The 23054-nt window shown below is 66.1% G+C and carries 22 protein-coding genes; 9 read left to right on the top strand and 13 right to left on the bottom strand.

What is annotated here, in order from left to right:
* Positions 1-3: 3 nt before the first annotated feature.
* Genes AC0IX4_RS04010 through AC0IX4_RS03985 form a run of 6 tightly spaced genes read right to left on the bottom strand, consistent with a single transcriptional unit; the run spans position 4 to position 6300 of the window.
* Positions 4-1254, bottom strand: coding sequence for an acyl-CoA dehydrogenase family protein (locus tag AC0IX4_RS04010; protein ID WP_056071221.1), 1251 nt, complete (start codon positions 1252-1254; stop codon positions 4-6).
* Between the two features lie 16 nt (positions 1255-1270).
* Positions 1271-2422 carry a thiolase family protein gene (locus tag AC0IX4_RS04005; protein ID WP_082518142.1) on the bottom strand — a complete coding sequence of 384 codons (1152 nt, stop codon included), beginning with the start codon at positions 2420-2422 and terminating at the stop codon, positions 1271-1273.
* Complete coding sequence (locus AC0IX4_RS04000) at positions 2419-2799, bottom strand: Zn-ribbon domain-containing OB-fold protein (protein ID WP_056071225.1); 381 nt, start codon at positions 2797-2799, stop codon at positions 2419-2421. Before AC0IX4_RS04000 ends, AC0IX4_RS04005 begins: the two co-directional genes overlap by 4 nt.
* Before the next feature lie 8 nt (positions 2800-2807).
* A complete protein-coding gene (locus tag AC0IX4_RS03995; RefSeq protein ID WP_471828122.1) occupies positions 2808-4208 on the bottom strand; it encodes a dihydrolipoamide acetyltransferase family protein in 1401 nt (466 codons plus the stop codon).
* Positions 4209-4212: 4 nt separating this feature from the next.
* Positions 4213-5250, bottom strand: a complete 1038-nt coding sequence (locus AC0IX4_RS03990; protein WP_056071233.1) for an alpha-ketoacid dehydrogenase subunit beta — start codon at positions 5248-5250, stop codon at positions 4213-4215.
* Between the two features lie 21 nt (positions 5251-5271).
* Positions 5272-6300 carry a thiamine pyrophosphate-dependent dehydrogenase E1 component subunit alpha gene (locus AC0IX4_RS03985; protein ID WP_235579508.1) on the bottom strand — a complete coding sequence of 343 codons (1029 nt, stop codon included), beginning with the start codon at positions 6298-6300 and terminating at the stop codon, positions 5272-5274.
* Positions 6301-6462: 162 nt separating this feature from the next.
* Between AC0IX4_RS03985 and AC0IX4_RS03980 the strand changes: the two genes are divergently transcribed.
* The 3 genes from AC0IX4_RS03980 to AC0IX4_RS03970 are packed head-to-tail and all read left to right on the top strand — an operon-like array spanning position 6463 to position 9244.
* Positions 6463-8007 carry an AMP-binding protein gene (locus AC0IX4_RS03980; RefSeq protein WP_056071236.1) on the top strand — a complete coding sequence of 515 codons (1545 nt, stop codon included), beginning with the start codon at positions 6463-6465 and terminating at the stop codon, positions 8005-8007.
* A 38-nt stretch (positions 8008-8045) separates the two neighbouring features.
* Complete coding sequence (locus AC0IX4_RS03975) at positions 8046-8648, top strand: histidine phosphatase family protein (RefSeq protein ID WP_056071240.1); 603 nt, start codon at positions 8046-8048, stop codon at positions 8646-8648.
* Entirely contained in the window at positions 8645-9244 is a 600-nt protein-coding gene (locus tag AC0IX4_RS03970; RefSeq protein ID WP_056071243.1) for a histidine phosphatase family protein, read from the top strand. Before AC0IX4_RS03975 ends, AC0IX4_RS03970 begins: the two co-directional genes overlap by 4 nt.
* 9 nt (positions 9245-9253) lie before the next feature.
* On the opposite strand, the gene AC0IX4_RS03965 is transcribed toward AC0IX4_RS03970, so the two are convergent.
* Together AC0IX4_RS03965 and AC0IX4_RS03960 are read right to left on the bottom strand one after the other, a co-directional pair.
* Positions 9254-10267 (bottom strand): NADP-dependent oxidoreductase, encoded by a 1014-nt coding sequence (locus AC0IX4_RS03965; protein WP_235579509.1) that lies wholly within the window; start codon positions 10265-10267, stop codon positions 9254-9256.
* Positions 10264-11988 (bottom strand): PEP-utilizing enzyme, encoded by a 1725-nt coding sequence (locus AC0IX4_RS03960; RefSeq protein WP_056071246.1) that lies wholly within the window; start codon positions 11986-11988, stop codon positions 10264-10266. The genes AC0IX4_RS03965 and AC0IX4_RS03960 overlap by 4 nt, the downstream gene beginning before the upstream one ends.
* Before the next feature lie 159 nt (positions 11989-12147).
* On the opposite strand from AC0IX4_RS03960, the gene AC0IX4_RS03955 reads away from it, so the two are divergent.
* Positions 12148-12924 carry an SDR family NAD(P)-dependent oxidoreductase gene (locus AC0IX4_RS03955; protein WP_471828121.1) on the top strand — a complete coding sequence of 259 codons (777 nt, stop codon included), beginning with the start codon at positions 12148-12150 and terminating at the stop codon, positions 12922-12924.
* A gap of 31 nt (positions 12925-12955) precedes the next feature.
* Positions 12956-13750, top strand: coding sequence for a maleylpyruvate isomerase family mycothiol-dependent enzyme (locus AC0IX4_RS03950; RefSeq protein WP_056071253.1), 795 nt, complete (start codon positions 12956-12958; stop codon positions 13748-13750).
* A 23-nt stretch (positions 13751-13773) separates the two neighbouring features.
* Here AC0IX4_RS03950 and AC0IX4_RS03945 read toward each other — a convergent pair whose 3' ends face one another.
* From AC0IX4_RS03945 to AC0IX4_RS03925, 5 genes are all read right to left on the bottom strand, one after another.
* Positions 13774-14553: a ThuA domain-containing protein gene (locus tag AC0IX4_RS03945; protein WP_056071256.1), complete on the bottom strand. Its 780-nt coding sequence runs from the start codon at positions 14551-14553 to the stop codon at positions 13774-13776.
* Positions 14554-14589: 36 nt separating this feature from the next.
* The gene (lpdA, locus tag AC0IX4_RS03940) at positions 14590-15990 is read right to left on the bottom strand and encodes a dihydrolipoyl dehydrogenase (RefSeq protein ID WP_056071259.1); all 1401 of its coding nucleotides are present in this window, start codon (positions 15988-15990) and stop codon (positions 14590-14592) included.
* An 8-nt stretch (positions 15991-15998) separates the two neighbouring features.
* Positions 15999-16760 (bottom strand): SDR family NAD(P)-dependent oxidoreductase, encoded by a 762-nt coding sequence (locus tag AC0IX4_RS03935; RefSeq protein WP_056071261.1) that lies wholly within the window; start codon positions 16758-16760, stop codon positions 15999-16001.
* 35 nt (positions 16761-16795) lie between these two features.
* On the bottom strand, positions 16796-17503 hold the full coding sequence (locus tag AC0IX4_RS03930; protein ID WP_056071264.1) for a histidine phosphatase family protein: 708 nt from the start codon (positions 17501-17503) through the stop codon (positions 16796-16798).
* Positions 17504-17612: 109 nt separating this feature from the next.
* A complete protein-coding gene (locus AC0IX4_RS03925) occupies positions 17613-18254 on the bottom strand; it encodes a TetR/AcrR family transcriptional regulator (RefSeq protein ID WP_056071265.1) in 642 nt (213 codons plus the stop codon).
* A 69-nt stretch (positions 18255-18323) separates the two neighbouring features.
* Here AC0IX4_RS03925 and AC0IX4_RS03920 point away from each other — a divergent pair, with 69 nt between their 5' ends.
* From AC0IX4_RS03920 to AC0IX4_RS03905, 4 genes are all read left to right on the top strand, one after another.
* Positions 18324-19109: a TetR/AcrR family transcriptional regulator gene (locus AC0IX4_RS03920; RefSeq protein ID WP_056071268.1), complete on the top strand. Its 786-nt coding sequence runs from the start codon at positions 18324-18326 to the stop codon at positions 19107-19109.
* Between the two features lie 66 nt (positions 19110-19175).
* Complete coding sequence (locus AC0IX4_RS03915) at positions 19176-19919, top strand: ThuA domain-containing protein (protein ID WP_471828120.1); 744 nt, start codon at positions 19176-19178, stop codon at positions 19917-19919.
* 113 nt (positions 19920-20032) lie between these two features.
* The gene (locus AC0IX4_RS03910) at positions 20033-20338 is read left to right on the top strand and encodes a hypothetical protein (protein WP_056071271.1); all 306 of its coding nucleotides are present in this window, start codon (positions 20033-20035) and stop codon (positions 20336-20338) included.
* Positions 20335-21717, top strand: a complete 1383-nt coding sequence (locus tag AC0IX4_RS03905) for an aromatic ring-hydroxylating oxygenase subunit alpha (protein ID WP_056071275.1) — start codon at positions 20335-20337, stop codon at positions 21715-21717. The genes AC0IX4_RS03910 and AC0IX4_RS03905 overlap by 4 nt, the downstream gene beginning before the upstream one ends.
* Positions 21718-23054: the final 1337 nt, after the last annotated feature.

Here is a 23054-nt window from a genome sequence, read left to right as displayed (position 1 = left end):
CGTTCAGCGCTTGTCGCGCTGAGACCACGGCTGGTCGCGGTTCTCCCGCGGCTCAGGCGGCAACCCGAGCACCCGCTCGCCGATGACGTTGCGCTGGATCTGATCGGTACCACCTGCAAGTCGGTAACCCGGGCTTCCCAGCAGATGTTCGGTCCACGCGAAGCGGTCGTCGTCGACCGCGGCGGTGATCTCGGTACCCAGCAGATCCGCCGCGATTTCACCGATCTTGCCCAGGACGTCCGACGCCATGAGTTTGCCGACCGATGCCGCCGGCCCCGGAGACACACCCGCGGCAGCAGCGCGGGCCACCCGGTCCGCGGTGGCCGCCCGCAGTTCCGATCGGATGTACACGTCCGCGATGTTCTGACGCACCAACGGATCGTTCGCGACACCGAGAGACTGCGCCAGCGAGATCAATTCGGCCACCGAGCCGCCCTTCTTCCGGGTCACCGACCCGGAGGCGGTGCGCTCGAACGCCAGCGTGGCACCCGCGACCTTCCACCCTTGGCCCACCTCGCCGAGACGCATGCTGTCCGGCACCCGGACCTCGTGCAGAAACACCTCGTTGAACGACGATCCTCCGCTCATCTGCCGAATCGGCCGGATGTCGACCCCCGCGAGGTCGAGGGGAATCAGAAACGCGGTGATGCCCTTGTGTTTCGGTGCGTCCGGATCGGTGCGGGCCAGGAGCATCCCGAGGTCGGCGAAGCGTGCACCCGACGACCACACCTTCTGCCCGTCGATCACCCAGTCGTCACCGTCGCGCACGCCCCGGCACCCGAGTGCGGCCAGATCGGATCCGGCGCCGGGCTCGCTGAACAGTTGGCAGGCGAGGAGGTCGGTGCGGAGCAACGGGTTCGCGTAGGTGCGCCGCTGATCGTCGGAGCCGAACATCGCCACCGCGGGTCCGACGAGACCGGTTGTGACGCTGATGAGTTCGGTGGACGGCGGCACGTCGAACTCACGCTCGGCCTGCGCGATGGCCGACGCGAAGGAGGCAGGCAGTCCGCGTCCACCGTGTTCCACGGACAGGGTCACCGCGCCGTAGCCGGCGTCGAAGCGTTGCCTGCGATAGTGCCGGACGGCGTCGAGCAACGCCGTCTCGTCCTCGTCGGACAGATTGCGGAAGACGGCGAGGTCGGGCCGATCCTGCGGTGAGGGCTCAGGTCGGGGCGGGAGGATCGAGCCCAGCCACGACCGGACCTCGGCCTGGAAGTCGGCCAGCTCGGGGATGGTACCGAGACCCGTTGTCACAATGATCCTTTCGTCGTCACGCCGTCAACACCGTGCAAGCCGACAGCCCGGGAGCGCCGTACACGTGGGTGAAGCCGACCGTCGGGCCACCGGGCACCTGATTGCCTTCGGCGCGGCCCTGCAATTGCCGGACGACCTCGTGCACCTGCCGTAACCCGGATGCGCCGATCGGTTCTCCGCCGGCCAGGCAGCCGCCGTCGGTGTTGATCGGCATGCTGCCGTCGAAGCGGGTCGCTCCCGATTGGAGCAACTTCGCCTGTTCGCCGTGCTCGCACAGACCCGTTTCCGCCATGTGAATGATCTCGGACCCGGAATCGGTGTCCTGCAACTGCGCGACGTGGACGTCGGCGGGACGGAGGCCGGCCGCGGCGAACGCCGCCGCGGCGGCATCGATGCTCGGACTGCGAGTCGGGTCGGGAGCAAGCCACGGTGAGAACACCTCGAAGGATCCGAACCGTCGGGTTCGCACCTCCACCGCAGCCAGCCGAATCGGTTTGTCGCACATGTCGTGTGCGCGATCTCCCCGCGCCAGCACGAGAGCGACCCCGCCCTCACCAGGCGAGCAGAACATGTACTGGGTGAGCGGATCGTTCACCATGGCGGACGACAGCACCTGCTCGGCGGTGAGTTCCTTTCGCCGCCACGCCATCGGATGTGCTGCTCCGTTGGCGAAGGCTCGCTCGGAGACATCCGCCAGTACGGACTCGTCGAGGCCGTGCTCGTGAAAGTATCGGCGCGTCTTCATCGCGAAGTACTGGGTGGTGACCATCATGCCGGTCCGGGCGTACCAGGGGTCCAGACCGTACGCGGCGGGGTCGGAGGCGAATGCGCCACGCGGGTGCTTGTCGAAACCGACCACCGCCACTACGTTCGCTCGCCGGGCGGTGAGCATGTCGGTGGCCGTCGCCAGGGCGACTCCGCCTGTGGCGCAACCGTTCTTGACAGTCGTGAACGGGATGCCGGTCAGCCCGAGACGCGAGACCAGCGAATCGGGCTTGCCGGAGACGTTGCTGCCGCCGACCGCGGCATCGACGTCGGACCACGCAATTCCGGCGTCGGCCAGTGCGGCACGCAGCGCGTGCTCGCCCATGTCCATGCCCGAGACCCCGTCGTGCCGACCGAACGCGTGCATTCCGGCGCCGACGATGTAGACGTCGTCCGAACTCACGAGGTCACCTTCCCGAACGCGAACGTGACCTCGGCGTCTCCGACCGGGAGCAAACGCAGTTCGACGTCGTCCCCGATCGCGACCGTCCCGACGATGCGCGATTCGACGAGAACCCCGCCGAGGTCGACGTAACCGACGACGAACGGCTCGAACCCCGACGCCGGCACGTCGAAGGGGGGCTTCGGCGCGAAAGCCTGTGTGGTCCAGGTCCAGACCGTTCCTCGAGTCGGCAGCGGCCGCCGCGACACCGCCGCCCCGGCACATCCCGGGCACCGTGCTGCCGGTGGAAACGCCACGACTTCGCAATCGTCGCAGGCGCTTCCGGCCAGCACCGGTGGATCGAGTTGCCCGAACAGCGTGTCGTCGACGGCGTGCATTCTGCGCGCTACCCGGCCAGAAGTGACAGTGGTCGGGCGAGGATCTCGCCGAGGGTGCGCAGGTACTCCGCTGCGGGAGCCCCGTCCACCGCTCGGTGATCGAACGTCAGTGAAAGCGTCATGACCTGTGTCTTCACCGGAGTGTCACCCTCCCAGCGGAATCCGTCCTTGACCCGGCCGACGCCGAGAATGGCGACGTTGCCCGGATTGACCACCGGAGTGAAGAAGTCGACGCCGTACGCACCGAGCGTGCTGACCGAGAACGTCGCGCCCTCCATGTCGTTCAGTGCCAGTTTTCCAGTCCGAGCCGCCGTCGCCACCGCGTTGGTGCGGGTGGCGATCGCGGTGAGCGACAGAGCGTCGGCATCGCGGACCACGGGAACGACGAGTCCACCGTCGACAGCGACCGCGACCCCGATGTTGATCTCCTCGAACAGTGTCACCTTGTCATCGGCGATTCCGGCGTTCAGCAACGGATGCTGCTGCAGCGCAAGGGCTGCGGCCTTGACCACGAAATCGTTGAGGCTGGGCGGCTTCGACGCGGAGCCCTCGCCCTTGAGTTGCGCGCGGACGGCGACGAGAGCGGTCACATCCACTTCGTAGCCGTGCGTCAGCTGGGCCATCGTGTGCAGGCTGTCGACCATGTTGCGGGCTATAGCGCCGCGCATTCCCGAGAGCGGGATGACGTCACCGGGCTGTGGGCCGGTGACCCGGGCGGGCGTCGGCGTCGGCGCAGTCGAACCGGCCTGTGGCGTAGCGGCATTCTCGACATCGGCCTTCGTGACGCGGCCGCCGATTCCGGTACCGACGAGCCGGGTCAGGTCCACGCCGAGTTCGGTGGCCCGGCGACGGACCAACGGCCCGACGAACTGGCCGGCCGATTCACTGGGCTTCTCGACTTCGGCCGCCATCGCGGGTGCCGGAGTCGCAGCGAGGAACTCCTCGACATCTTCGGACACGATGCGCCCACCGGGGCCGGTGCCGCGTATCGCAGCCAGATCGACGTTCGACGCCGCAGCGACGCGGCGGGCGTTCGGCGACGACTTGAGTCGCGTCCCGTCGCCGGATACCGGCGCAGCCGTCGGGGCGGCCGTCGGGGCGGCCGCAGAAGCCACATCGTCAAGGACCGCGTCCACCGACACAGGAGCGTCGACACCGTTCGGTGCCTGCTCCCCCTCACCGAGGAGCCACCCGATCACCGCGCCGACCGGCAGTACGTCGCCGGCCTTCGCGGTGGTGGCGAGGATGCCTTCGGCTTCGGCTTCCACGTCGACCTCGACCTTGTCGGTCTCGAGACGCAGGAGCACGTCGCCGAGACCGATGCGCTGGCCCGGCTCGGCCAGCCATTCGCCGATGACGCCTTCCTGCATCGTCAGACCCAGCTTCGGCAGCACGATCTGCTGAGCCATTGCGTCAGTTCCTTTCGAGCAGGCGGCGCGCTCCGGCGACGATGCGGTCTGCGTCGGGCACGTAGGCCTTTTCGAGCGGGGTGCTGAACGGCACGGGGGTGAAGGGAGCGCCGATGCGCAGGACCGGTGCGTCGAGGTAGTCGAACGCTTCTTCCTGGATCTGCGCGGCCACTTCGGCGCCGATGCCACCGAACGTGACTGCCTCGTGCACAACCAGAATGCGGTTGGTCTTGGACGCCGATTTCACGATGGTGGCCGTGTCGAGAGGCTGCACCGACCTCGGGTCGACCACCTCCACCGACACTCCGGATTCGGCGAGGATGTCGGCAGCCTTCAGCGCTTCGGTGACCATGCGGCCGAAGGCGACGATGGTGACGTCGTCACCTTCGCGCGGAATCGCGGCCTGACCGATGGGGATCGAGTAGATCTCCTCGGGCACCTCGGCTCGCGCTCCGAGGAGGACCTTGTTGAGCATGAACACGACGGGATTGTCGTCGCGAACGGCCGAGACCATCAAGCCCTTGGCGTCGTACGCGTTGGACGGCATCAGCACCTTGAGCCCCGGGGTGTGGGCCAGCCAGGCTTCGAGCGACTGCGAATGTTGCGCACCCGCGCTCACTCCGGCGCCGTAGGCGACCGCGATGACCATCGGGACCTTGACCTCGCCGCCGTACATGAACTTCATCTTGGCGGCCTGGTTCACCACTTGGTCGAGGGCGACGGCCAGGAAGTCCATGAACATGATGTCGACGACGGGACGCAGCCCTCGCGCTGCGGCGCCGACGCCGAGACCGATGAGACCCATCTCGGCGATCGGGGTGTCGACCATGCGCCGCGGCCCGAACTCGTCGAGAAGTCCGTCGTACATGTGGAAGACGCCGCCGTATCCGGCCACGTCCTCGCCGATGACGAAGACGTTCTCGTCCTCCCGCATGGTTTGCGCGACGCCTTCGTTGTACGCCTTGACGTACGTGGTGACGCGAGCCGTCGCGGCCTCGGCCGGTGTGGTCGAGTTCGGTGACGTTTCTGTTGCAGTAGACATCGTTTCAGCCTTTTCGGTTCTTCAGTCGCTGTAGACGTTGAGGGCGAAGTCGGCCACGTCCGGGAAGGGACTGGCCTCGGCGAAGCTCACGGATTCTGCGATGTCCGCGTCCACTTCTGCCCAGACGGTGGCGAACTCGGATTCGGTCACCAGGCCTTCGGACACGGCCCGTGCTTCGAGGAGTTTGATGGCGTCGCGCTCTTTCCACGCCTCGACCTCTTCCTGGGTGCGGTAGGTCTTGCGCAGACCCTTCACGCCCTGGTGGTCGTAGTAGCGGTAGGTCTTGGCCTCGACCAGAGTGGGACCACCGCCGTTGCGGGCCCGTTCGACCGCACGCCCGACGGCTGCGCGCACCGCGATCGCATCCATGCCGTCGCAGATCTCACTGGGAAATCCGTAGGCCGGTGCGCGATCGGCGACGTTCTCGAGCTTCATGTGATCCCGCAGAGCGGTGAATTCCGCGTATCCGTTGTTCTCGCAGACGAATACGACCGGAAGTTCGAGAATGCCGGCCATGTTCGCGGCCTCGTGGAACGCGCCGATGTTGCTGGCCCCGTCCCCGAAGAACGGGATGGCGACGGAGTCCTCGCCGCGGTACTTGGCGGCGAATGCGGCGCCGACGGCGATCGGGATACCGCCGCCGACGATGCCGTTCGCGCCGAGCATGCCGATGGAGAGGTCGTTGATGTGCATCGAGCCACCGCGGCCCTTGCAGTATCCGTCGACGCGGCCGAAGAGTTCGGCGAACATCTGGCGGAACTGGGCACCCTTGGCGACGGCGTGACCGTGTCCGCGGTGTGTCGAGGAGATCTGATCGGTGTCCCGCAGGTTGCTCATCGCCCCGGCTGCGACGGCTTCCTGGCCGACGTACAGGTGCAGGAACCCTGGAAGCTTGCCGCCTTCCATCAGCCGGCCGGCCTCGGTCTCGAACTGCCTGATCCGAACCATGCGCCGATGCAGATCCAGCAGGATCTCCCGGCTCGGTGTCGGATCGTTGGATCCGATGGGCTCGACGGCCTCACGGGTTGGGTCGGTCGCGGTCGAAGTCACCACGTACACCTCTTCTCTGGTCCGAACGATGCAGCGATCCATCGCGCTGGGGACTTTGTTTACGTCTTCTACAGTATGGCTACTACAGTAGCTGAATGTAAGTAGAATCACTATAAAGTTACTGTTGCACATTCGAGGACCGAACCGTTGAAGGAGTGAGCCATGCTCGACCGAATAAGGGAGCGAGCGACGGCCGACCCGCACGGCCTGGCTCTGGTGGACGACCGCAGAGCGATGACCTGGACCGATGTCGCCACCACCCTCGACGCCCTGGGCGAACGACTCATCCACATCGCACCGAACTCCGACGAACGCATCGCCGTGATCGGCGAGAACACCGCCGAGACCCTCCTGACGCACGTTGCCGGCATCCGGCGGGGCGTCGGCACGGTGGCCGTCTCCCGGCAGCTCAAGCCCGACGAAATGGCCGACCAGCTGCTCGATTCCGGTTCCGTGGCCGTGGTGACGGGCCCCTCGGGTCTGATCTCGTCCTTCGAAGCGGGTCGCAAGGTCGGTCTCCGCGCGGTGATCGTCCACAACGCCGACGCGTTCGGCGGCGTCGACTGGTCCGAGTTCGTCGCGACCGACCGAGACCTGCCCGCGTCGGTGCCGGCGACCGAGCGTCCGGCTCGTCCGCCCCTCGTCTACACCTCCGGCACCACCGGACGTGCTCGCGGCACGCAGGTGCGCTGGTTGCCCGCTCCCGCCGAGACCGCCGCGGACTTCGTCGACGCGGTGTCCGCGCGGTCGGGCTATCCCGCCGGCGTCCACCTCGTCGTCGGACCGCTGCAACACAACGGCCCGCTCACCGCGATACGCCATCTGCTCTCCGGTCAGCCCGTGGTGGTGATGGGCCGCTTCGACGCCGAACGCACGTTGGAGCTGATCTCGGGTCACCGGGTCACGTCGACACTGATGGTTCCCACGCACTTCCAGCGCCTGCTGGGACTCGACGATGGCGTCCGCTCCCGCCACGACGTCTCGTCTCTGGAGTACGTCGCGCACACCGGTTCGGCGTGTCCCCAGGACGTGAAGCGTTCGATGATCGACTGGTTCGGTCCGGTGCTCGTCGAGTCTTACGGCGGCAGCGAAATCGGGTCGGTGTGCAAGATCGACTCGACGGAGTGGCTCGAGCACCCCCGGTCGGTCGGCCGAGCGGTCCCCCCGTTCGAAGCCGTGGTCGTCGGATCCGACGGCGGCGAACTCGGCCGCGGTGAGGTGGGTGTGCTCGGCTTCCGAACCCCGCCCGAGCGCAGCGTCGTCTTCCACGCCGATCCCGAAAAGACCGCTGCGGCTTACATTTTGCCGGGAGTCGCAACCCTGGGCGACGTCGGGTACGTGGACGACGACGGGTACGTGTTCATCACCGATCGAGTGGCCGACATGGTGGTCTCCGGAGGCGTGAACCTGTATCCCGCAGAGAGCGAGCGCGTTCTGTCGACGTACCCGGCCGTCGCGGAAGTCGCGGTGATCGGCGTGCCGGACGACGACCTCGGCGAAGCCCTGCTGGCACTGGTGGTGGCGCGGCCCGACACCTCGCTGGACGTGGACGAACTCGCCCGCTTCGCGAAGGACTCGATGGCCTCCTACAAATGCCCGAAGAACTACGTCGTGGTCGAAGAACTGAGCCGCAACGCCATGGGCAAGCTCGACAAGAAGGCCATGCGCGCTCCGTATTGGAGTACCGAACGCACCATCGCCGGCTAGCTCCCATACTCCGCACTTCACTTCGCCGAAAGGTAGTCATGATCGAGGTTCTACTGGTCCGGCACGGCCAACCGGTCTCCCGAGTGCGCAATCCGGGGTTGGCCCCCGAAGGCATCGCGGATGCCCGCAAACTCGCGACGTGGCTGCGACACGAGCAGATCGATGCGATCGTCGCCAGTCCCCTCGTTCGGGCCCGGCAGACGGCGGAAGAGCTTGCGGCAGGGATGGATCGGGAACTCGATCTGGTGATCGAGGACCTGCGCGAGTGGGACGACGACATCAGCCCCGAGGACTACATGGCCGTCGAGGACATGGCACCCGACGATGCTCGGCTGCGCGCGGTGGCCGACGGCCGGTTCGAGGAGTACGTTCCCGCCCTCGATCTGCCGAAGTTTCGCGCCCGCGCACGGTCGGCTCTGGATCAGGTCTTCGACCGGTACCCCTCCGGACGCGTCGTGGCGGTAGCGCACGGCGGCATCATCAACGCAGTGGTCGCCGACATCCTCGAGATGCCGAAGACGTTCTGGCACAACCCCGCCTACACCTCGGTCGCGCGCGTGCGGAAGTTGGACTCCGGTGTGATCGTCGTCGATTCGATCAACGACACCGCACACCTGCGCGGCACCGTCGTAGTCGCATGACGGGTGACACGCTCGCCGCAGCTAGCCGGGTGATTCTGGTGCGGCACGGTCTGCCGGGCGAGGAGGGCGCCGCCGATCCAGGGCTCGGGGACACCGGCACGGATCAAGCGCGGCGCCTCGGCGCGTGGCTGCGCAGCGAACCGGTGACGCAGGTGTTGTCGAGTCACTACAAGCGAGCCCACCAGACCGCCCTACTGGCGGCGGAACCACAGGGACTCGACGTCGCCGTCGACGAGCGGTTCCGGGAATGGGACAGCGATCGAACCAGTTACGCCACCCCCGAAGCCATCGCCGACACACCACAGGGACGAGCCTTCGCCGAGGGCCGGTTCGAGGATTTCGTTCCGAAGTACGACAAAGCCGAAGTGGCGCAGCGGATGCGCGCGGCGATTCTCGACGCCACGCGGCGGGCACCGGGTCAACTGACGGTGGTGGCGTCGCACGGCGGCGCCATCAACACGCTGTTGTCCGACATCCTGCAGGCGCCGTCACCGTTCTTCTTCAACCCCGGATACACGTCGATGAGCCGCATCGCGGTGCTGCGGTCGGGGCGCTTCGTCATCGAATCAGTCAACGACACAGCACATTTGCGCTGACCGCAGTTTTCAGGACAGCCGGACCAGCATCTTGCCGACGTTCCCGCCGCCGAGCATGGACAGGAACGCGTCGACCGCGTTGTCGAGTCCGTCGTGGATGGTGGACTCGGCGATCAACTCCCCGGATGCCAGCCAGCCGGCGACGCGGTCCTCGAACTCGGGCCGCAGATCCTCGTGGTCGCGGACGATGAAGCCCTGCAGTGTGATTCGCTTGAGTATGGCGTTCATCAGGTGATCCATGGGCGGGCTGTCCGGACCTCCGTTGGAGATCATGCCGCACAGCGCCACCCGGCCACGCTGGTTCAGTGACGCCAGTGCCGCGACCAGATGGTCGCCACCGACGTTGTCGAAGTAGAGGTCGATGCCGTCGGGTGCCTCGTCCCGCAGCGCGGCACCGATAGGCCGCGCGCGGTAATCGATAGCCGCGTCGAAACCGAACCGGTCCGTGAGCAGCGCCGCCTTGTCCGGCCCGCCGGCGCTACCGACCACCCGCGAGGCGCCGAGCAACCTGGCGAGCTGGCCCGCCGCACTACCGACCGCCCCGGCCGCCGCGGAGACGAACACGGTGTCGCCGGTGCGTAATTCGCCCGCGCGCACCAGTCCGACGTACGCAGTGAAGCCCGTCTGACCGAGCACCCCGAGCCAGTGGTGCAGGTCGATCCCCCGCGGCTCGATCACGGTGGCCGCAGCGGTGTCGACCACCGCGTGCTCGCGCCAGCCCAGGCGATGACGCACGTAGGAACCCGTGGGCACGTCCTCGGTGCCCTCGACCACCACACCGAGTGCGGACCCGTCGAGCGGTGCGTCCACCTGAAAGTTGGTGGTGTAGTGCATCTCCGACGTTGCCAGCCGTCCCCGCATCGACGGGTCGACACTCATGAACAGATTGCGCACGAGGACCTGATCGACTGTGCGTTCGGGAATCGGAAGGTCCCGAACCTCGAAGTGCTCCGGTCCGGGATCACCACCCGGGCGCTTCGCGAGATAGACGGCCCGTGTGGTGGTGATGACCCCGGTGCTCACGGCAGTTCCAGGATGGTGACCGTGCCCTTGGATCCGTCGATCTCGACGAGCGTGCCGTTCGGTATGCGGCGGGTCGCGGCCTGAACACCGGCCGCGCAAGCGATGCCGAGTTCGCGGCTCACGATCATCGCGTGCGACCCCATCGCACCGACGTCGGTGATGGCGCCACCGGAAACCATGAACAACGGTGTCCACGACGGATCGGTTTGCGGTGCAACAAGAATGTCGCCGACCTCGAACGAGTCCAATTCGGCCATCGACGTGATCACGCGAGTGCGGCCCTGCGTGATTCCGGGTGAGGCGCCGGAGCCCTGGAGGACGTCGCCGACCTTCACGGCGGCGACGGCCGACCGACCCGTGCGGCCCAGCGTCGACAGGGCCGGGATCGGTTCGCGGGTGTCGAGGAAGGTGGGCAGTTCCAGGCCGAACAGCTCGCGCCAGTCGCGGTGTCGTTGCGCCAGAGTGATTCTCATCGACTCGGGGGCACTCGCCAGCGCGTCGAGTTCGTCGTCGACCGCCATGAACACGTGGTCGGCCGAATCGAGGTGACCATCGGCGTACAGCCGGCGACCGAGCTCCACCAGCGGAACACGCGCCTCGTGCAGCACCTTGATGCAGTTGGTCTTGGCGCGCTCACGCCATGCGGCGAACCTGCGGGCGGACGCCAACGCCGCTGCGAGCGTCGCCTGCCCCGCCTCGTCGTCGCCGACGATCTTCTTCGCCGCGGCCAGAGCGTCGGCTCCGGCCGACGCATGATCGGACAGCCGTGCGTCGGGCGCGGCCGAGTCGTCTTGGAGCCGCAGCCGGTCGATGAGGCCGAGGACGAGCTCGGGCCGGGTCTCCCACGAGACGGACCCGAGGTCCCATTCGTTGGGCCCGCGGTATCCGTAGTCGAGGAGGAACCGGTCGAGGGTGGCATCGAACTTCGGGTCGATTCCGGCGATCCGCTCACCGACGCCGGCAACTCCGGAATCGAATGCCGCCATCAGCTTCTCGTCGGCCCGGACCAAGCGGCCGAGCTCCCACAACGCATACGACGGCAGCGCCGAGTCCACGTCACCGGCCGCACCGACCAGGGTGACGATGAGATCTTGGTTCTCCGCGCCCAGCAGCTGGCCCAGAACGGCGGGACCCACCGCGGCGCAGTTGGTGGCGATCACCTCACCGCGCCACGCGACGCGCTCGAGCGGCATCACCGACCGGGCTCGCGCGACGAGCGCGGCCGGCGTCAGTACGGACAGGTCGGGACGTTCGGCGCGCAAGCGGTCGGCGAGAGTCCGGTCTTCTTCGAGTTCCGGGAACGTCTCGGTGGACAGCGCCCACGCGTTGCGGGCCTCCAGCCGGCGGCCGGCCTCGGCATTCTCGTCGTCTGGATGGCCGACGTAAGCCGGGATGTTCGGGTCTCCGCCATAGAAGAGCTGATCGACGAGTTCCACCGGCAGACCGCCACGGATGCCGACGAGACGAGACATCGACAGGTTGATGTAGAGGTGTCCGTAGAAGATTCCGGACGAGGCCGCGACGTCGGGCTTCTCGGCGAGCGAGTAGCTGCCCAGGCTGGCGTAGCCGAAGTTCCATCCGGGAAGAATGTTCTGAATCCACCCCAGATCCGCGCCGAGGGGCGTGATCGGGTCCGACAGCACGTCGCTCGCGTTGAGCCGCGTGTACACGGGCAGACGAGGACTCGGATCGGTGTCGACCAACCAACGCTGCTCGGACATTGCACTTCTCGTCTCTGACATCGGCGACTGCACCTCGTGGGTAGTTTTTTGATTCCGTCTGCAGATTTACTGTGACTTGAGCCACTCTACATGCAAGACTGTAGACGATGACAAGTTACTTGTCTCTGGTCCTGAGCGAATCGGTATGGGAGAAGATCAATGAAATTGCAAGACAAGGTTGTTGCCGTCACGGGCGGAACCCAGGGAATCGGACGCGGCATCGCCGAAGCGGCGTTGGCCGAAGGGGCGAAGGTGTCCCTCAACGGGCGCTCGAAGGACAAAGGCGAGAAAGCTCTTGCACAGTTCGGGGCCGGTGATCGCGCTGCCTTCTTCCCCGGAGACGTCACCGTGCAGTCCGATGTGGAGGACTTCATCGAGCAGACGGTCGCCACGTTCGGGCGCATCGACGTGCTGGTGAACAACGCCGGCGGAGCCAAGGATCTCCAACCCACGGCCAACCTCAGCGACGAGGAATGGACTCTGGTGATGAACTGGAATCTGAACTCGAACTTCTGGGCCACCCGCCGGGCCCTCCAGCACATGCTGCCCAACAAGTCCGGCCGCATCATCAACATCTCGTCGGTGGAAGGCAAGCACGGCAAGCCCGTGTTCACCGCCTATGTGGCCGCGAAGCACGCCATCAACGGCATGACCAAGTCCATCGCCCGCGAGGTCGGTACCGAGGGCATCACCGTCAACTCCATCTGCCCCGGACTCGTGATCACCGACATCATCAAGGACAACGGCCCCGCCACGGCCAAGGCCATGGGGATGTCCTTCGACGAGATGGTGGCGTTGTTCGCCGAGGAGTCGGCGCTCAAGCGACCCAACACGATCGAAGAAGTCGCCGCGATGGCGATGCTCCTCGCGTCCGACGCCGGCGCCGGTATTACCGGCGCGATTCTCAGCGTCGACGGTGGAACTGCGAACTACTGATGCACCACCCCTCTGTCACGAAGGAAGCCTTATGACTCGAGCAGGATTGTCGGCCAGTCGTGAACTGGCCGACCGATACGGGTCCGTGGTCCGCAGCCTCACTGCGGACGAATGGTCGGCTCCCAGCCGTTGCGCGGGCTGGTCGGTGAAAGATCTGGTTGCGCATACAGGTTCGAACTTCGCGGTCATGGTCGATCCGCCGCCCGCCGATCCGTCGGCACCTGCACCCAGCACCGCCGAGGAGCTGCAGAACCAATTGGTCGACGCGCGCCGGGATTGGTCCAGCTCGCAGGTCGCCGACGAGTTCCTCGCCAACATCGACGGTGCGATGGGGGTTCTGGAAGCGATGCAGCAGACCGAGCTGGCGTCGGCACCGATGACGCTGACCGACCTCGGAACCTATCGCACGCATCAGCTTTCGGACGCGTTCGCTTTCGACATGTGGTGTCACATGTACGTCGACCTGCTCGGATCGGAGGGACCGGTCACCCGGGAGGTACCCGACCCGGAAGACGATCTGGTGCGTACCGCCGTCGAGTGGATGTGGACCGGGTTACCGCAGATGTGCACTCCGGTGAGCGGGGTACTGGACCGCCCGCTGGGGGTGCGACTCACCGGCGCCGGCGGTGGCGAGTGGACCCTGCGGCCGGGCTTGGAGTTGCTCACCGTCGATCCCGGACTGTCGGCCGCCGACACGGTGATCACCTCGGCCGCTACCGATTTCGTCCTGTGGGGTACCACCCGCAGCCAATGGCGCAAGCACGTGACGGTCGAAGGCGACTCGGCCTACGCCGAGAAGGTTCTCGACACCGTCGACATCATCTGACCGAGTTCATCATCTGAACGAGCTCAGTGGTGGGCCGTCATCTCTCCGGTGACGGCCCACGACAGGCACCGCTCGAAGACGGTACGGAACTCAGGAACGGTCCAGCTCCCCCGGTCGACTCGACCCAGATCGTCGATGCCGAGATCCTGAACGTCGAACCGGCCCCGGCAGTGCCCCAACGTGAAGTAGCAGACCGTTCCGTCGCCGTGGTCCTTCAAGTACAACACCGGCCGCGGCTCGTCCTCGGTGGTGTGTCCCTCGGCGAATCCTGTGGACTCACCGACGAAGCGAGTGTGGGCCAGCACGTGAACCGGCGGATGGAGTTCGCTGACGTAGAGCTCGTCGGTGACCTCGAACGGGTCGATGCCGACGACGAACGGGTGCTCGGGTTCGGTGACCTCGACCGTGTACGGGGCGATCGGCGGGTGCCCGAGGAACTGGCTTCCCAGCACACCGGCCAGCTCACCCAAAGTCCGCGGAGTCACGTACTTGCTCGGCGATCCGGGCGGAGTCCGGTCGATCGCCGAGTTGGTGCCGTGCAATGCCAGCCACCGGCCACCGCGAGAGACGAACGCTGCCAACGCTTTCTGCTGCTCGCCGGTCGGCACCCGATTGCAGGTGTAGGTGACCAGCAGATCGGCCGAGTCGAGGGCGTCGAGGCAGTCGTAGTCCTCGAACACTCTGGTGCGGACCTGTTCGTGCTCACCCAGAGCCGAAAGCAGTTGCAGCCGAGCGTAATCGAAATCGTGCCACTGCCCGCCGCACACCACGACCGCGTCGAGCCGGCCTGCAGGTCCCGCCATCCAATCCTCTTCTCAGCGATCAGTCTCGTTCGGTGATCAGCCGTGCGCGTGCAGCGCTTTGCCGGCCAGGGCCAGGTGCGCTTCGCCCAACGCCTCCGCCTGAGTGGGGTGCGCGTGCACATGCTGGGCGACGTCACCTGCGGTCGCTTCCCAGTTGTAGATGAGCTGCGCTTCCCCGATGAGCTCTCCGACGCGAGCGCCGACGAGGTGGATGCCCACCACCGGTCCGTCCGGGCCGGCCTGGACAAGCTTGACACCCCCGGCCGTGCGGAGGATGCGGCTCTTGCCGTTGCCGCCGAGGTCGTAGATCACGGTCTCGACGTCGCCGTACTCCGCTGCCGCTTCGCTCTCCGTCAACCCGACGGACGCGACCTCGGGGTTGGAGTACGTGACTCGCGGAATTCCTTTGTCCACCACGGGTGTGCAGTCCAGCCCGGCGAGTTGCTCGGCCACGAGGATGCCCTGAGCGAAGCCGCGGTGGGCAAGCTGTGGGCCCGCCACGATGTCGCCGACGGCGAACACGCCCGGCACGGATGTCTGCAACCACTCGTCGGTGACCACGAACCCGCGATCGAGGTCGACGCCCGCTTCGGCGAAGCCCATGTCCACGGTCCGCGGTCCACGGCCGACGGCCACCAGCATGAGGTCGGCGTCGATGGTGGATCCGTCTGCGAGTTCGACGTGCACTCCTCCGCCTGCTCGTTCGGAGACGGCGCTGAACGACGTCTTTGTCTTCAGCACCATCCCGCGTTTGCGGAACGCCCGTTCGATCTGTTTCGACGTCCACGGGTCCTCGGTCGGCAGCAGCGTGGGCGCCGCCTCGACGATGGTCACCTGTGCGCCCAGCGATGACCAGACGCTCGCGAACTCGCACCCGATCACTCCGCCGCCGAGGACGATGACGCTGTCCGGGACGGTGTCGAGTTCCAGGGCTCGGTCGCTGGTCACGACCGAACCACCGATGTCGAGGCTCGGCAATGATTTCGACTGCGAGCCGGTCGCGAGGACGAGCGCTTCGCCGCGATAGGTGGCGACACCACCGTCGGCGAGTTCGACCTCGACGGTGCGGTCACCGACGACGCGGCCACGCCCGGCGACGAGCTCGATCTCGCGGGAGGCGACGAGGCCTTGCAACCCGCGGTACAGGCCGGCGATCACGTCGTCCTTGTAGCTGTTCACCGCGCTCATGTCGATACCGTCGAGGGTCGCCTTGATGCCGAAAGTCGGAGCCTCGCGGACGGAATCGGCGATTTCGGCCGCGTGCAGGAGCGCCTTGGTCGGAATGCATCCGTTGTGCAGGCAGGTACCACCGAGTTTGTCGGCCTCGATCAGGATCACCGACATGCCCAGTTGCGCAGCCCGCAACGCGCAGGCGTAGCCGCCCGATCCGCCGCCGAGGATCACCAGGTCGGCTGAGCCGGCCACTTCGGATGTCATGTCGGGACTCAGAAATCGAAGCGGTTGGTGAAGCCGCCGTCGACCACCATGTTGATGCCGGTGACGTGTCCCGCGGCGGGCGAGGACAGGAACGTCACTGCGTTCGCGACGTCCTGTGCGGCACCGAGTTTGCCCAGCGACGCCGACTCCAGCGCGGCCTCGTACAGTGCGGGACGACTCGTCTGGATGGTCTCCCAGGCGCCACCCTCGAAGAAGATGGGGCCGGGCGACACGGCGTTCACTCGAATACCCTTGGGCCCGAGTGCACGAGCCTGCGCCGACGAGTGTTGCAGTACAGCAGCTTTGAGTGCGCCGTAGCTGTTGGCGGTGGTGATCGGACCGGCTTCGAGCGCAGACGTGGTGCTGATGGTGACCACGGATGCCGAGGTACTGGCCTCGAGATGGGGGGCGGCCGATTCGATGAAGTTGACCAGGCTCATGAGGTCGACGTTGAAGCTGTTCAGCCACGCCTGCGGGCCCTTGCCGGTAGCGGCGGAGGCGTTGACCACGACGATGTCGATGCCACCGAGAGCCTCGGCGGCGGCGTCGACGAACGACTTCACGGCGTCGGCGTCGCCGACGTCGACCGACTTGTGGAAAACCGTTCCGAGTTCGGACAGTTCGGCGGCCACCTCGTTCAGGTGCTCCTCACCGCGAGCGCACACACCGACCGACGCGCCTTCGACGAGCAGCGTGCGGGCGATCGCGAGGCCGATGCCGCGACTGGCACCACTGACGATGGCGCGCTTGCCTTTGAGATCGAGATCCATCTGAAGACTCCTTGATCGGTGTTCAACTGCAGGACTTAGAGATTCATGGCTCCGACGGACGTCTGGAAGTCGAGTACATGAGAGAAATCGTTGACCGACTGGACCGCTCGGCGCGTGTCCGCACCTCGGACCACGCTGATCGAGGTGTGGTGGACTCGAACCGGCATGTCCAGACCGCTGCCCAGAGCGTCGGCGAGCACGGCGTTGATGACGCCGCCGTGACAGGTCACCACCACCCGCTCGCCGGGATGAGCGTCGACGATCGCGGCGATCTGCCCGAGCACACGGGCGCGGAACTCCGCCCCGTCCTCGGCGTAGGGGAACGCGTCGTATCGGCGCGTCCTGATGTGCTCGCGAAAGATCGTGGCGATCTCGTCGTGCGGCAGGGCGTCGAACGGACTGCGGTCGGCGGGGAACTTCTGCCAGGGCTCGTACTCGGTGAGGTCGTCCCGCACCACGGGGACGAGTCCGTGTCGATCGGCGATCTCCGTTCCGGTGCGGAGTGCACGACGGAGCGGCGAGCTGTAGACGGCGTCGACCCGAGAGGTGGCCAATCGCTGCGCCACAGCTTGCACCTGGCGTTCGCCGAGGTCGGACAACGGTGGGTCCACGGTCTCACCGGCACTGAGTTCCTTGCTCAGCGCCTGCTCACCGTGACGGACCAGTACCAGTTCGCACAATCCGGTCAGCGGCGCGAACGGGTTGTCGAGGTCGATGGACCGGGCGCGCGACTGGTTGAGCATGGAGCCAAGTCAACCACAAACTGTCGTCGGTCTAAAGATACTTCTACAAAGTCGCTGTTCGGCGGTCTGCCGGTGGCGACTTAGTGGTGTTCGGCTTCAGCAGTATGTGTCACAGACTGGAGATGTCAGCGGCCAGTCCCCGCACTTCTTCGGAGAACCTCCGGCGGCCGAGATTGGCAAGGACGGTGTCCTCGGTGAGCCAGGACGACACCGAGACCTCGAGCAGACTCGACAGCGCAGTCGCGGCGGCAGCTTGTTTGGCCCGAGTCGTGATGCCGCTCCGGGTGCGCAACTCGGCGGTGAAGACGTTGAGCATCGTCAGACGCACTTCCCGGCGAAGGGACTCGATCGACAGGCTCCATCCCGGCGAGCGCACGAAGTACACGAGCGACGCGGCGCGATGCTGGTCCGTCCACTCCAGCAATCGAACGATGATGTCGCCCAGAGAAGCGTCCGCATCGTTCTCGACCTCCGCACGAAGCTCGTCGAGCAACCCGTCCGCATAGAGCCGCAGCCCGCCGAGCAGAACCTCGTCTTTCGACGGGTAGTGGTAGTAGACGGCGGCAGAGGTCATCTGTGCCTCGGCGGCGATGTCGGCAACCGTGACGTCCTCGATGGACCGGACCGAGTACAGGTGCATGGCCGCGTCGACCACGACCTCACGCCGCGACGGGCGATGTGCGGCTCGCTTCCCACCCTTGCTCGTCGGGGTCGCCGCAGTGCGTCTCGGCGCCACTCCCTTGCCTGCCATGCACTAGATCATGACACCCGCCGCTCTTTTCAGGTGTCGCGACGTACACCAGCGAGTAACTTGGGGTCCGTGCCACGACGAAGCGCTGGAGAACTCGAGGAGCCGACCGGAGAAACACTCTCCGGCTGGGATTCGCTGCCCGCAGCCGACGACGATCCGGTCGTTGCGGTCTCGTCGGGTCCTGCCGACCCGGACGACGACGAGAGCGACGTCGCGACGCCCGCCGAGCCCGCGGCGCCGAAGGGCTCCGCCCACCGGCCGTCGCGCCGGCACCTCATCGTCAAAGCCGCTGTCCGCGTGTTCTCGCGTAAAGGGTTCGCAGAAACGTCGATTCAGGAGATCGCCGAGGCGGCGGGCATGGTCCCGACCGCCGTCTACTACCACTTCGCCAGCAAGGAAGAGCTGTTCGAGAGCGCCCTCGGGTATGCGATGGACGCCAGCTCCGCCGCCGCTCAGCAGGCCCGGCCGGACGACGCCGAGGCCGACGCCGAGACGTTCAAGAGCGTCATCGACGCCGTGTGGGATTGGACGGCTCAACACCCGAACGCGGCGCGGATGCTGTTTCTGCAGATGGCCGGCGGCGCCACCCCCGGGACTCGCCTTCTGACGAAGGAGTACGAGGACCGGCACATCCGGCGCGCGTTCGACTACTTCCCGGTTGCGGAGACACCGGCCAACAAGCGGTCCGCGGCAGCGCAACAGGCCGCGCGGTCGTTGCGGGTGCGGACGATGATCGCCACGACCATCGCCATTCAGCCGCTGCGCATCGAGGGTGGGCCGTTGTCCAGCATTTCGGTACCTCGACTGCGGGCGGCGACCACCGAGGTGTGCTCGAAGATGATCGAAGGCCGCTGAACTACCCCTCCCGTCGAGTAACTTGACTGCATCACCAGTTGAATTTCTTCGATGGGACACCCGTTCATGCGTATTGCGGCATTCACCGGTGGGCATTCGTTCGATCGCGATGCCTTCGCCGACTTCCTCGACTCGCTGCCCGGTGACGTGACCTGGCACGAACACCCGGACGCGGATCTCGGCCCGGACGACCTGGGGCAGTACGACGTCTCGTTGCACTACGACATGCCCGGCACCCTGCCCACCCCGACCGACCCACCGGAGGCTGTTCGCGCTGCGGTCGCGGCCGCACCGAACAGCGGACACGGGTACGTGGTGCTGCATCACGCGATCGCCTCGTGGGCCGGCTGGGGCGAGTGGGCCGAGTTCGTGGGTGGCCGATACCTCTACCGGCCAGGCGTCGTCCGCGGCGTCCACTGCCCGGACTCCGGCTACCGACACGCGGTTCCGCAGACGATCACCGTGGCCGACCCCACCCACCCGATCGTCGACGGCATCCCGGCGTCGTTCGACATCGTCGACGAGACCTATCTGTGCGAAATCTTCGAGGACGACGTCACTCCCCTGCTGCGCACCGACGCGGAGATGACCGACGCCGTGCACTGGTCGACAGCATTGGCCATGGCCGGTCGTCGCGACGAGCGTGCGGGTTGGACCCACCGGCCCGGATCCCAGCTGGTCGGGTGGACCAAGACCAACGGACGCAGCCGGCTCGCGTACCTGCAGCCCGGCGACAAAGCGCCCACCCTGTCCGATCCCATGTACCGCCGACTGGTGGCGGGAGCGCTCCGGTGGGCTGCACGCACTTGACCCTAGTTTTTGGAGTCAACGTAAAGAAAAGTGTGCTCGCTGTCACTGTTCGCTGCTACAGTTAGTGCATACGGCACCAAGTAAGGGCGTTGCCCCGTTCCAAGGAGATTGCGATGCGACAGATCAAGCATCCGATGAGCCACGCTATCTACGAATTCGATGACGACTTCAACGTTCTGGTCACCGACCGCCACGGCAAGACCGGAACGTTCGATCCCGAGGGCCGCTACCTACACGGCGACGTGAAAGCCGTCGACCCCGAGATGGCCCGCTGGGTCGGTCTCGGTCCGCGAGAACCCGTGCCGATCACGCAGAACCGTCGCTTCATGGGCGCCGCGAAACTGCTCGAGAAGATGCAGTCCGACAAGTTGGCTGAAGATGCCCGCGCCATCACGCTCGAACAGGGAGGCAAGCTGTGACCAACATCGAGGAACGCCCCGCCGCGGACGCCGGGTTCATCGAGAACGGCGTTGGCTACCAACGACTCCTGGACACCGACACCCACCCCGTGCCCGACATTCTGCGCATCGAGTCGCACGAGATGTACGAGGACCAGAACTTCGTCCCGGTCTCGCGCTACATCAGCCGCAAGTACCACGAACTCGAGCGGGACCGAGTTTGGTACAAGGTGTGGCAGATGGCGTGCCGCGAGGAAGAGATCCCCGAGCCGGGCGACACCCTGGTCTACGAGATCTGCGAGAAGTCCATCCTCCTGGTGCGCGGCAAGGACATGGGCATCCGGGCCTTCTACAACTCCTGCCTGCACCGCGGACGCACACTCCGCGAAGAGGACGGGCCAGCCGGCAACGAGCTGCGCTGCCCGTTCCACGGCTTCGCCTGGAACTTCGACGGATCGCTGAAGTCGATGACCTGCGCGTGGGATTTCCCGCAGGTGGACCAGGGCAAGATGGACCTTCCGCAGGTCAAGGTGGACACCTGGGGCGGCTTCGTCTTCATCAACATGGATCCGACGTCCGAATCGCTGGACAGCTTTCTCGGCGACCTCGGAAAGCACTTCGAGGCATGGCCGTTGGAGGACCGCTACATCCAGGCCCACGTCGCACAGGTGATCCAGGCGAACTGGAAGATCGCGCAGGAAGCGTTCTCCGAGGCGTTCCACGTCATCACCACGCATCCGCAACGCGTCGTCGGCACCGGTGACTCCAACAGCCAGTACGACAGTTGGGGCAACTTCAACCGCGGCATCACCGCCAACGGCGTGCCCAGTCCGCATATCAATTTCGTGCCCTCCGAGCAGGAGATGTTCGACTCCATGGTCGACGCTCGCATCGACGAGGACCCGATGGTGACGCTGCCCGACGGCGTCTCCGCTCGGGAGATGTCGGGCATGCTCGCCCGCGAAGGACTGCGCGACATTATCGGAGATGTCAAGGCTGACAACATGTCCGATGCCGAGTCGCTCGACAGCGTGTACTACACCGTGTTCCCGAACTTCCACCCGTGGGGCGCGTACCAGCGCATCGTCTACCGGTTCCGCCCCAACGGCGACAACCACGAGACGTCGATCATGGACGTCTACTTGCTCGCACCGTTCAAGGGCGAACGTCCGAAGCCGGCCAAGACCCAGTGGCTCGAGCCGGAGCAGTCCTGGTTGGAAGCAACGGTTCTCGGTAGCTCGGCGCGCGTGTTCGATCAGGATGCCTTCAACATGCCGAAGGTGCACAAGGGACTCAAGTCCGCGCAGTCGAAGACATTGCCGCTGGCTCGTTACCAGGAAGTGAAGATCCGGCACATCCACCACCTGCTCGCCAAGTGGATCGGCGAAGAGGCGGATTGAATTTTGAGTTTCGGGTGGAGCCGAAGGTCCCGGTCGGTCTCACGGTGGCGGTCGAATCATCACCGATGCCGATGCCGATGCTGTCGTTATTCCGCTGTTCACTTCACCCGATGAGAATGTGAAGGACTCGCGACTCGCGACTGGACGTCCCTGAGAAGAACCGAATCGCCGACGATTCGTCCCACCGCTCCGAACATCTCGGCGTCGCGGCCGGTTCAAGCGACGGCGGCTCCGGGCACACTGTCGTGGCCCACCGCACCTACGGAAGTGCATCGTGCCCGTCATCGTCGGGCGTCAACCCCGCAGTCGGATCCGGCACGGGGGACGACAACACGTGGGGACAGGTCGGTGGGGTCGCTCGCCGTGACATTGTCCGTGCAGCGAGTAACGAAATGCGGGGAGCGACGGGTGTAGGCGGACCGGCACATCCACGCACCTGACGGACACAGCTTCTTCCCGCGTGGGCGCACCCTCAGCGCCGATGCGTCAGCGGACATGCCCGGCAGTTCGTAGTGGACGTCAGGTGACGCGACTTGGTCGCGAAGCGTGCGCACGTTCCCATCGCAGTCGCCGTGGCGGTGGGCACGCCTGCGTTCTCGGTAGCCCCGATGGGCTGCGTGTTCCGGCCCATCGGTGGCCGGACTCGAGGGTCCTGCGGCAGTGCTGTCATCCGAATCCCGGCGGTACCGTCCGTCGACGTCATCGACTAGAAGTTCCCCGCCGGTGCGGGTGTCTCGAACGCGGGAAGTGCCCGTCGGGACACTGCTAACCACGAGGGCGCGACTGCGAAGGACTGGCGGCAGCCCCCGCCAGCGCAGCGCCTCGTCGAGATCGGTGCTGCTCCATAGCGCTGTCACAAGTTGTTCACGCCCGGCGGACCGGGGAGAACGATGCTCGACGGTGTACACGTACGGCTTGACGCGAAACGCACTGCTGTGTGATCGAGCCTGCCAAACCAGGCGTGTCGGTGAGCGAGCTGCGGTCTGTCCACCCGAGTCCGCGCACGTCCACGTCGCTCGTCAACACGGCGCGAGCGAGTGGGCTTCGTCCGGAGGAATCCCCAGAGGTCCACCGACCGTCGTGGACACTTCTGCACAGACGTTCACCCCCGGCCCCTGACGTCCACCCGAGTCCACCGAACGAGTTCTGAATGAGTTGTGACAACTCGTGACACCGAGCGAAATTTCGGCAGTTTTCGCAGGTGACCGGACGTCCCTGGACCGTGGCGGACCTGCACGGACGTAACGGGGGAAGTCGTGAAACGAGCGGTCAGATGAGGCCATTTCGGAGCATTCGTGCTGCTCAGAGGCATATCGAGAGCCTCCTTTCGGGATTGA

The sequence above is a fragment of the Rhodococcus sp. AC861 genome, assembly GCF_979256035.1.
The sequence above is the reverse complement of the archived record's forward strand: the minus strand, read 5'-3'. Positions and strand labels throughout refer to the sequence as shown.

Bases quoted from the DNA above. Each gene is read 5' to 3' on its own strand.
- AC0IX4_RS04000 (WP_056071225.1), bottom strand. From the start codon at position 2,799: ATGCACGCCGTCGACGACACGCTGTTCGGGCAACTCGATCCACCGGTG.
- AC0IX4_RS03925 (WP_056071265.1), bottom strand. From the start codon at position 18,254: ATGGCAGGCAAGGGAGTGGCGCCGAGACGCACTGCGGCGACCCCGACG.
- AC0IX4_RS03930 (WP_056071264.1), bottom strand. From the start codon at position 17,503: ATGCTCAACCAGTCGCGCGCCCGGTCCATCGACCTCGACAACCCGTTC.
- AC0IX4_RS03950 (WP_056071253.1), top strand. From the start codon at position 12,956: ATGACTCGAGCAGGATTGTCGGCCAGTCGTGAACTGGCCGACCGATAC.
- AC0IX4_RS03910 (WP_056071271.1), top strand. From the start codon at position 20,033: ATGCGACAGATCAAGCATCCGATGAGCCACGCTATCTACGAATTCGAT.
- AC0IX4_RS03915 (WP_471828120.1), top strand. From the start codon at position 19,176: ATGCGTATTGCGGCATTCACCGGTGGGCATTCGTTCGATCGCGATGCC.
- AC0IX4_RS03970 (WP_056071243.1), top strand. From the start codon at position 8,645: ATGACGGGTGACACGCTCGCCGCAGCTAGCCGGGTGATTCTGGTGCGG.
- AC0IX4_RS03995 (WP_471828122.1), bottom strand. From the start codon at position 4,208: ATGGCTCAGCAGATCGTGCTGCCGAAGCTGGGTCTGACGATGCAGGAA.
- AC0IX4_RS03935 (WP_056071261.1), bottom strand. From the start codon at position 16,760: ATGGATCTCGATCTCAAAGGCAAGCGCGCCATCGTCAGTGGTGCCAGT.
- AC0IX4_RS03945 (WP_056071256.1), bottom strand. From the start codon at position 14,553: ATGGCGGGACCTGCAGGCCGGCTCGACGCGGTCGTGGTGTGCGGCGGG.
- AC0IX4_RS03955 (WP_471828121.1), top strand. From the start codon at position 12,148: ATGAAATTGCAAGACAAGGTTGTTGCCGTCACGGGCGGAACCCAGGGA.
- AC0IX4_RS03960 (WP_056071246.1), bottom strand. From the start codon at position 11,988: ATGTCCGAGCAGCGTTGGTTGGTCGACACCGATCCGAGTCCTCGTCTG.
- lpdA (WP_056071259.1), bottom strand. From the start codon at position 15,990: ATGACATCCGAAGTGGCCGGCTCAGCCGACCTGGTGATCCTCGGCGGC.
- AC0IX4_RS03990 (WP_056071233.1), bottom strand. From the start codon at position 5,250: ATGTCTACTGCAACAGAAACGTCACCGAACTCGACCACACCGGCCGAG.
- AC0IX4_RS03975 (WP_056071240.1), top strand. From the start codon at position 8,046: ATGATCGAGGTTCTACTGGTCCGGCACGGCCAACCGGTCTCCCGAGTG.
- AC0IX4_RS03980 (WP_056071236.1), top strand. From the start codon at position 6,463: ATGCTCGACCGAATAAGGGAGCGAGCGACGGCCGACCCGCACGGCCTG.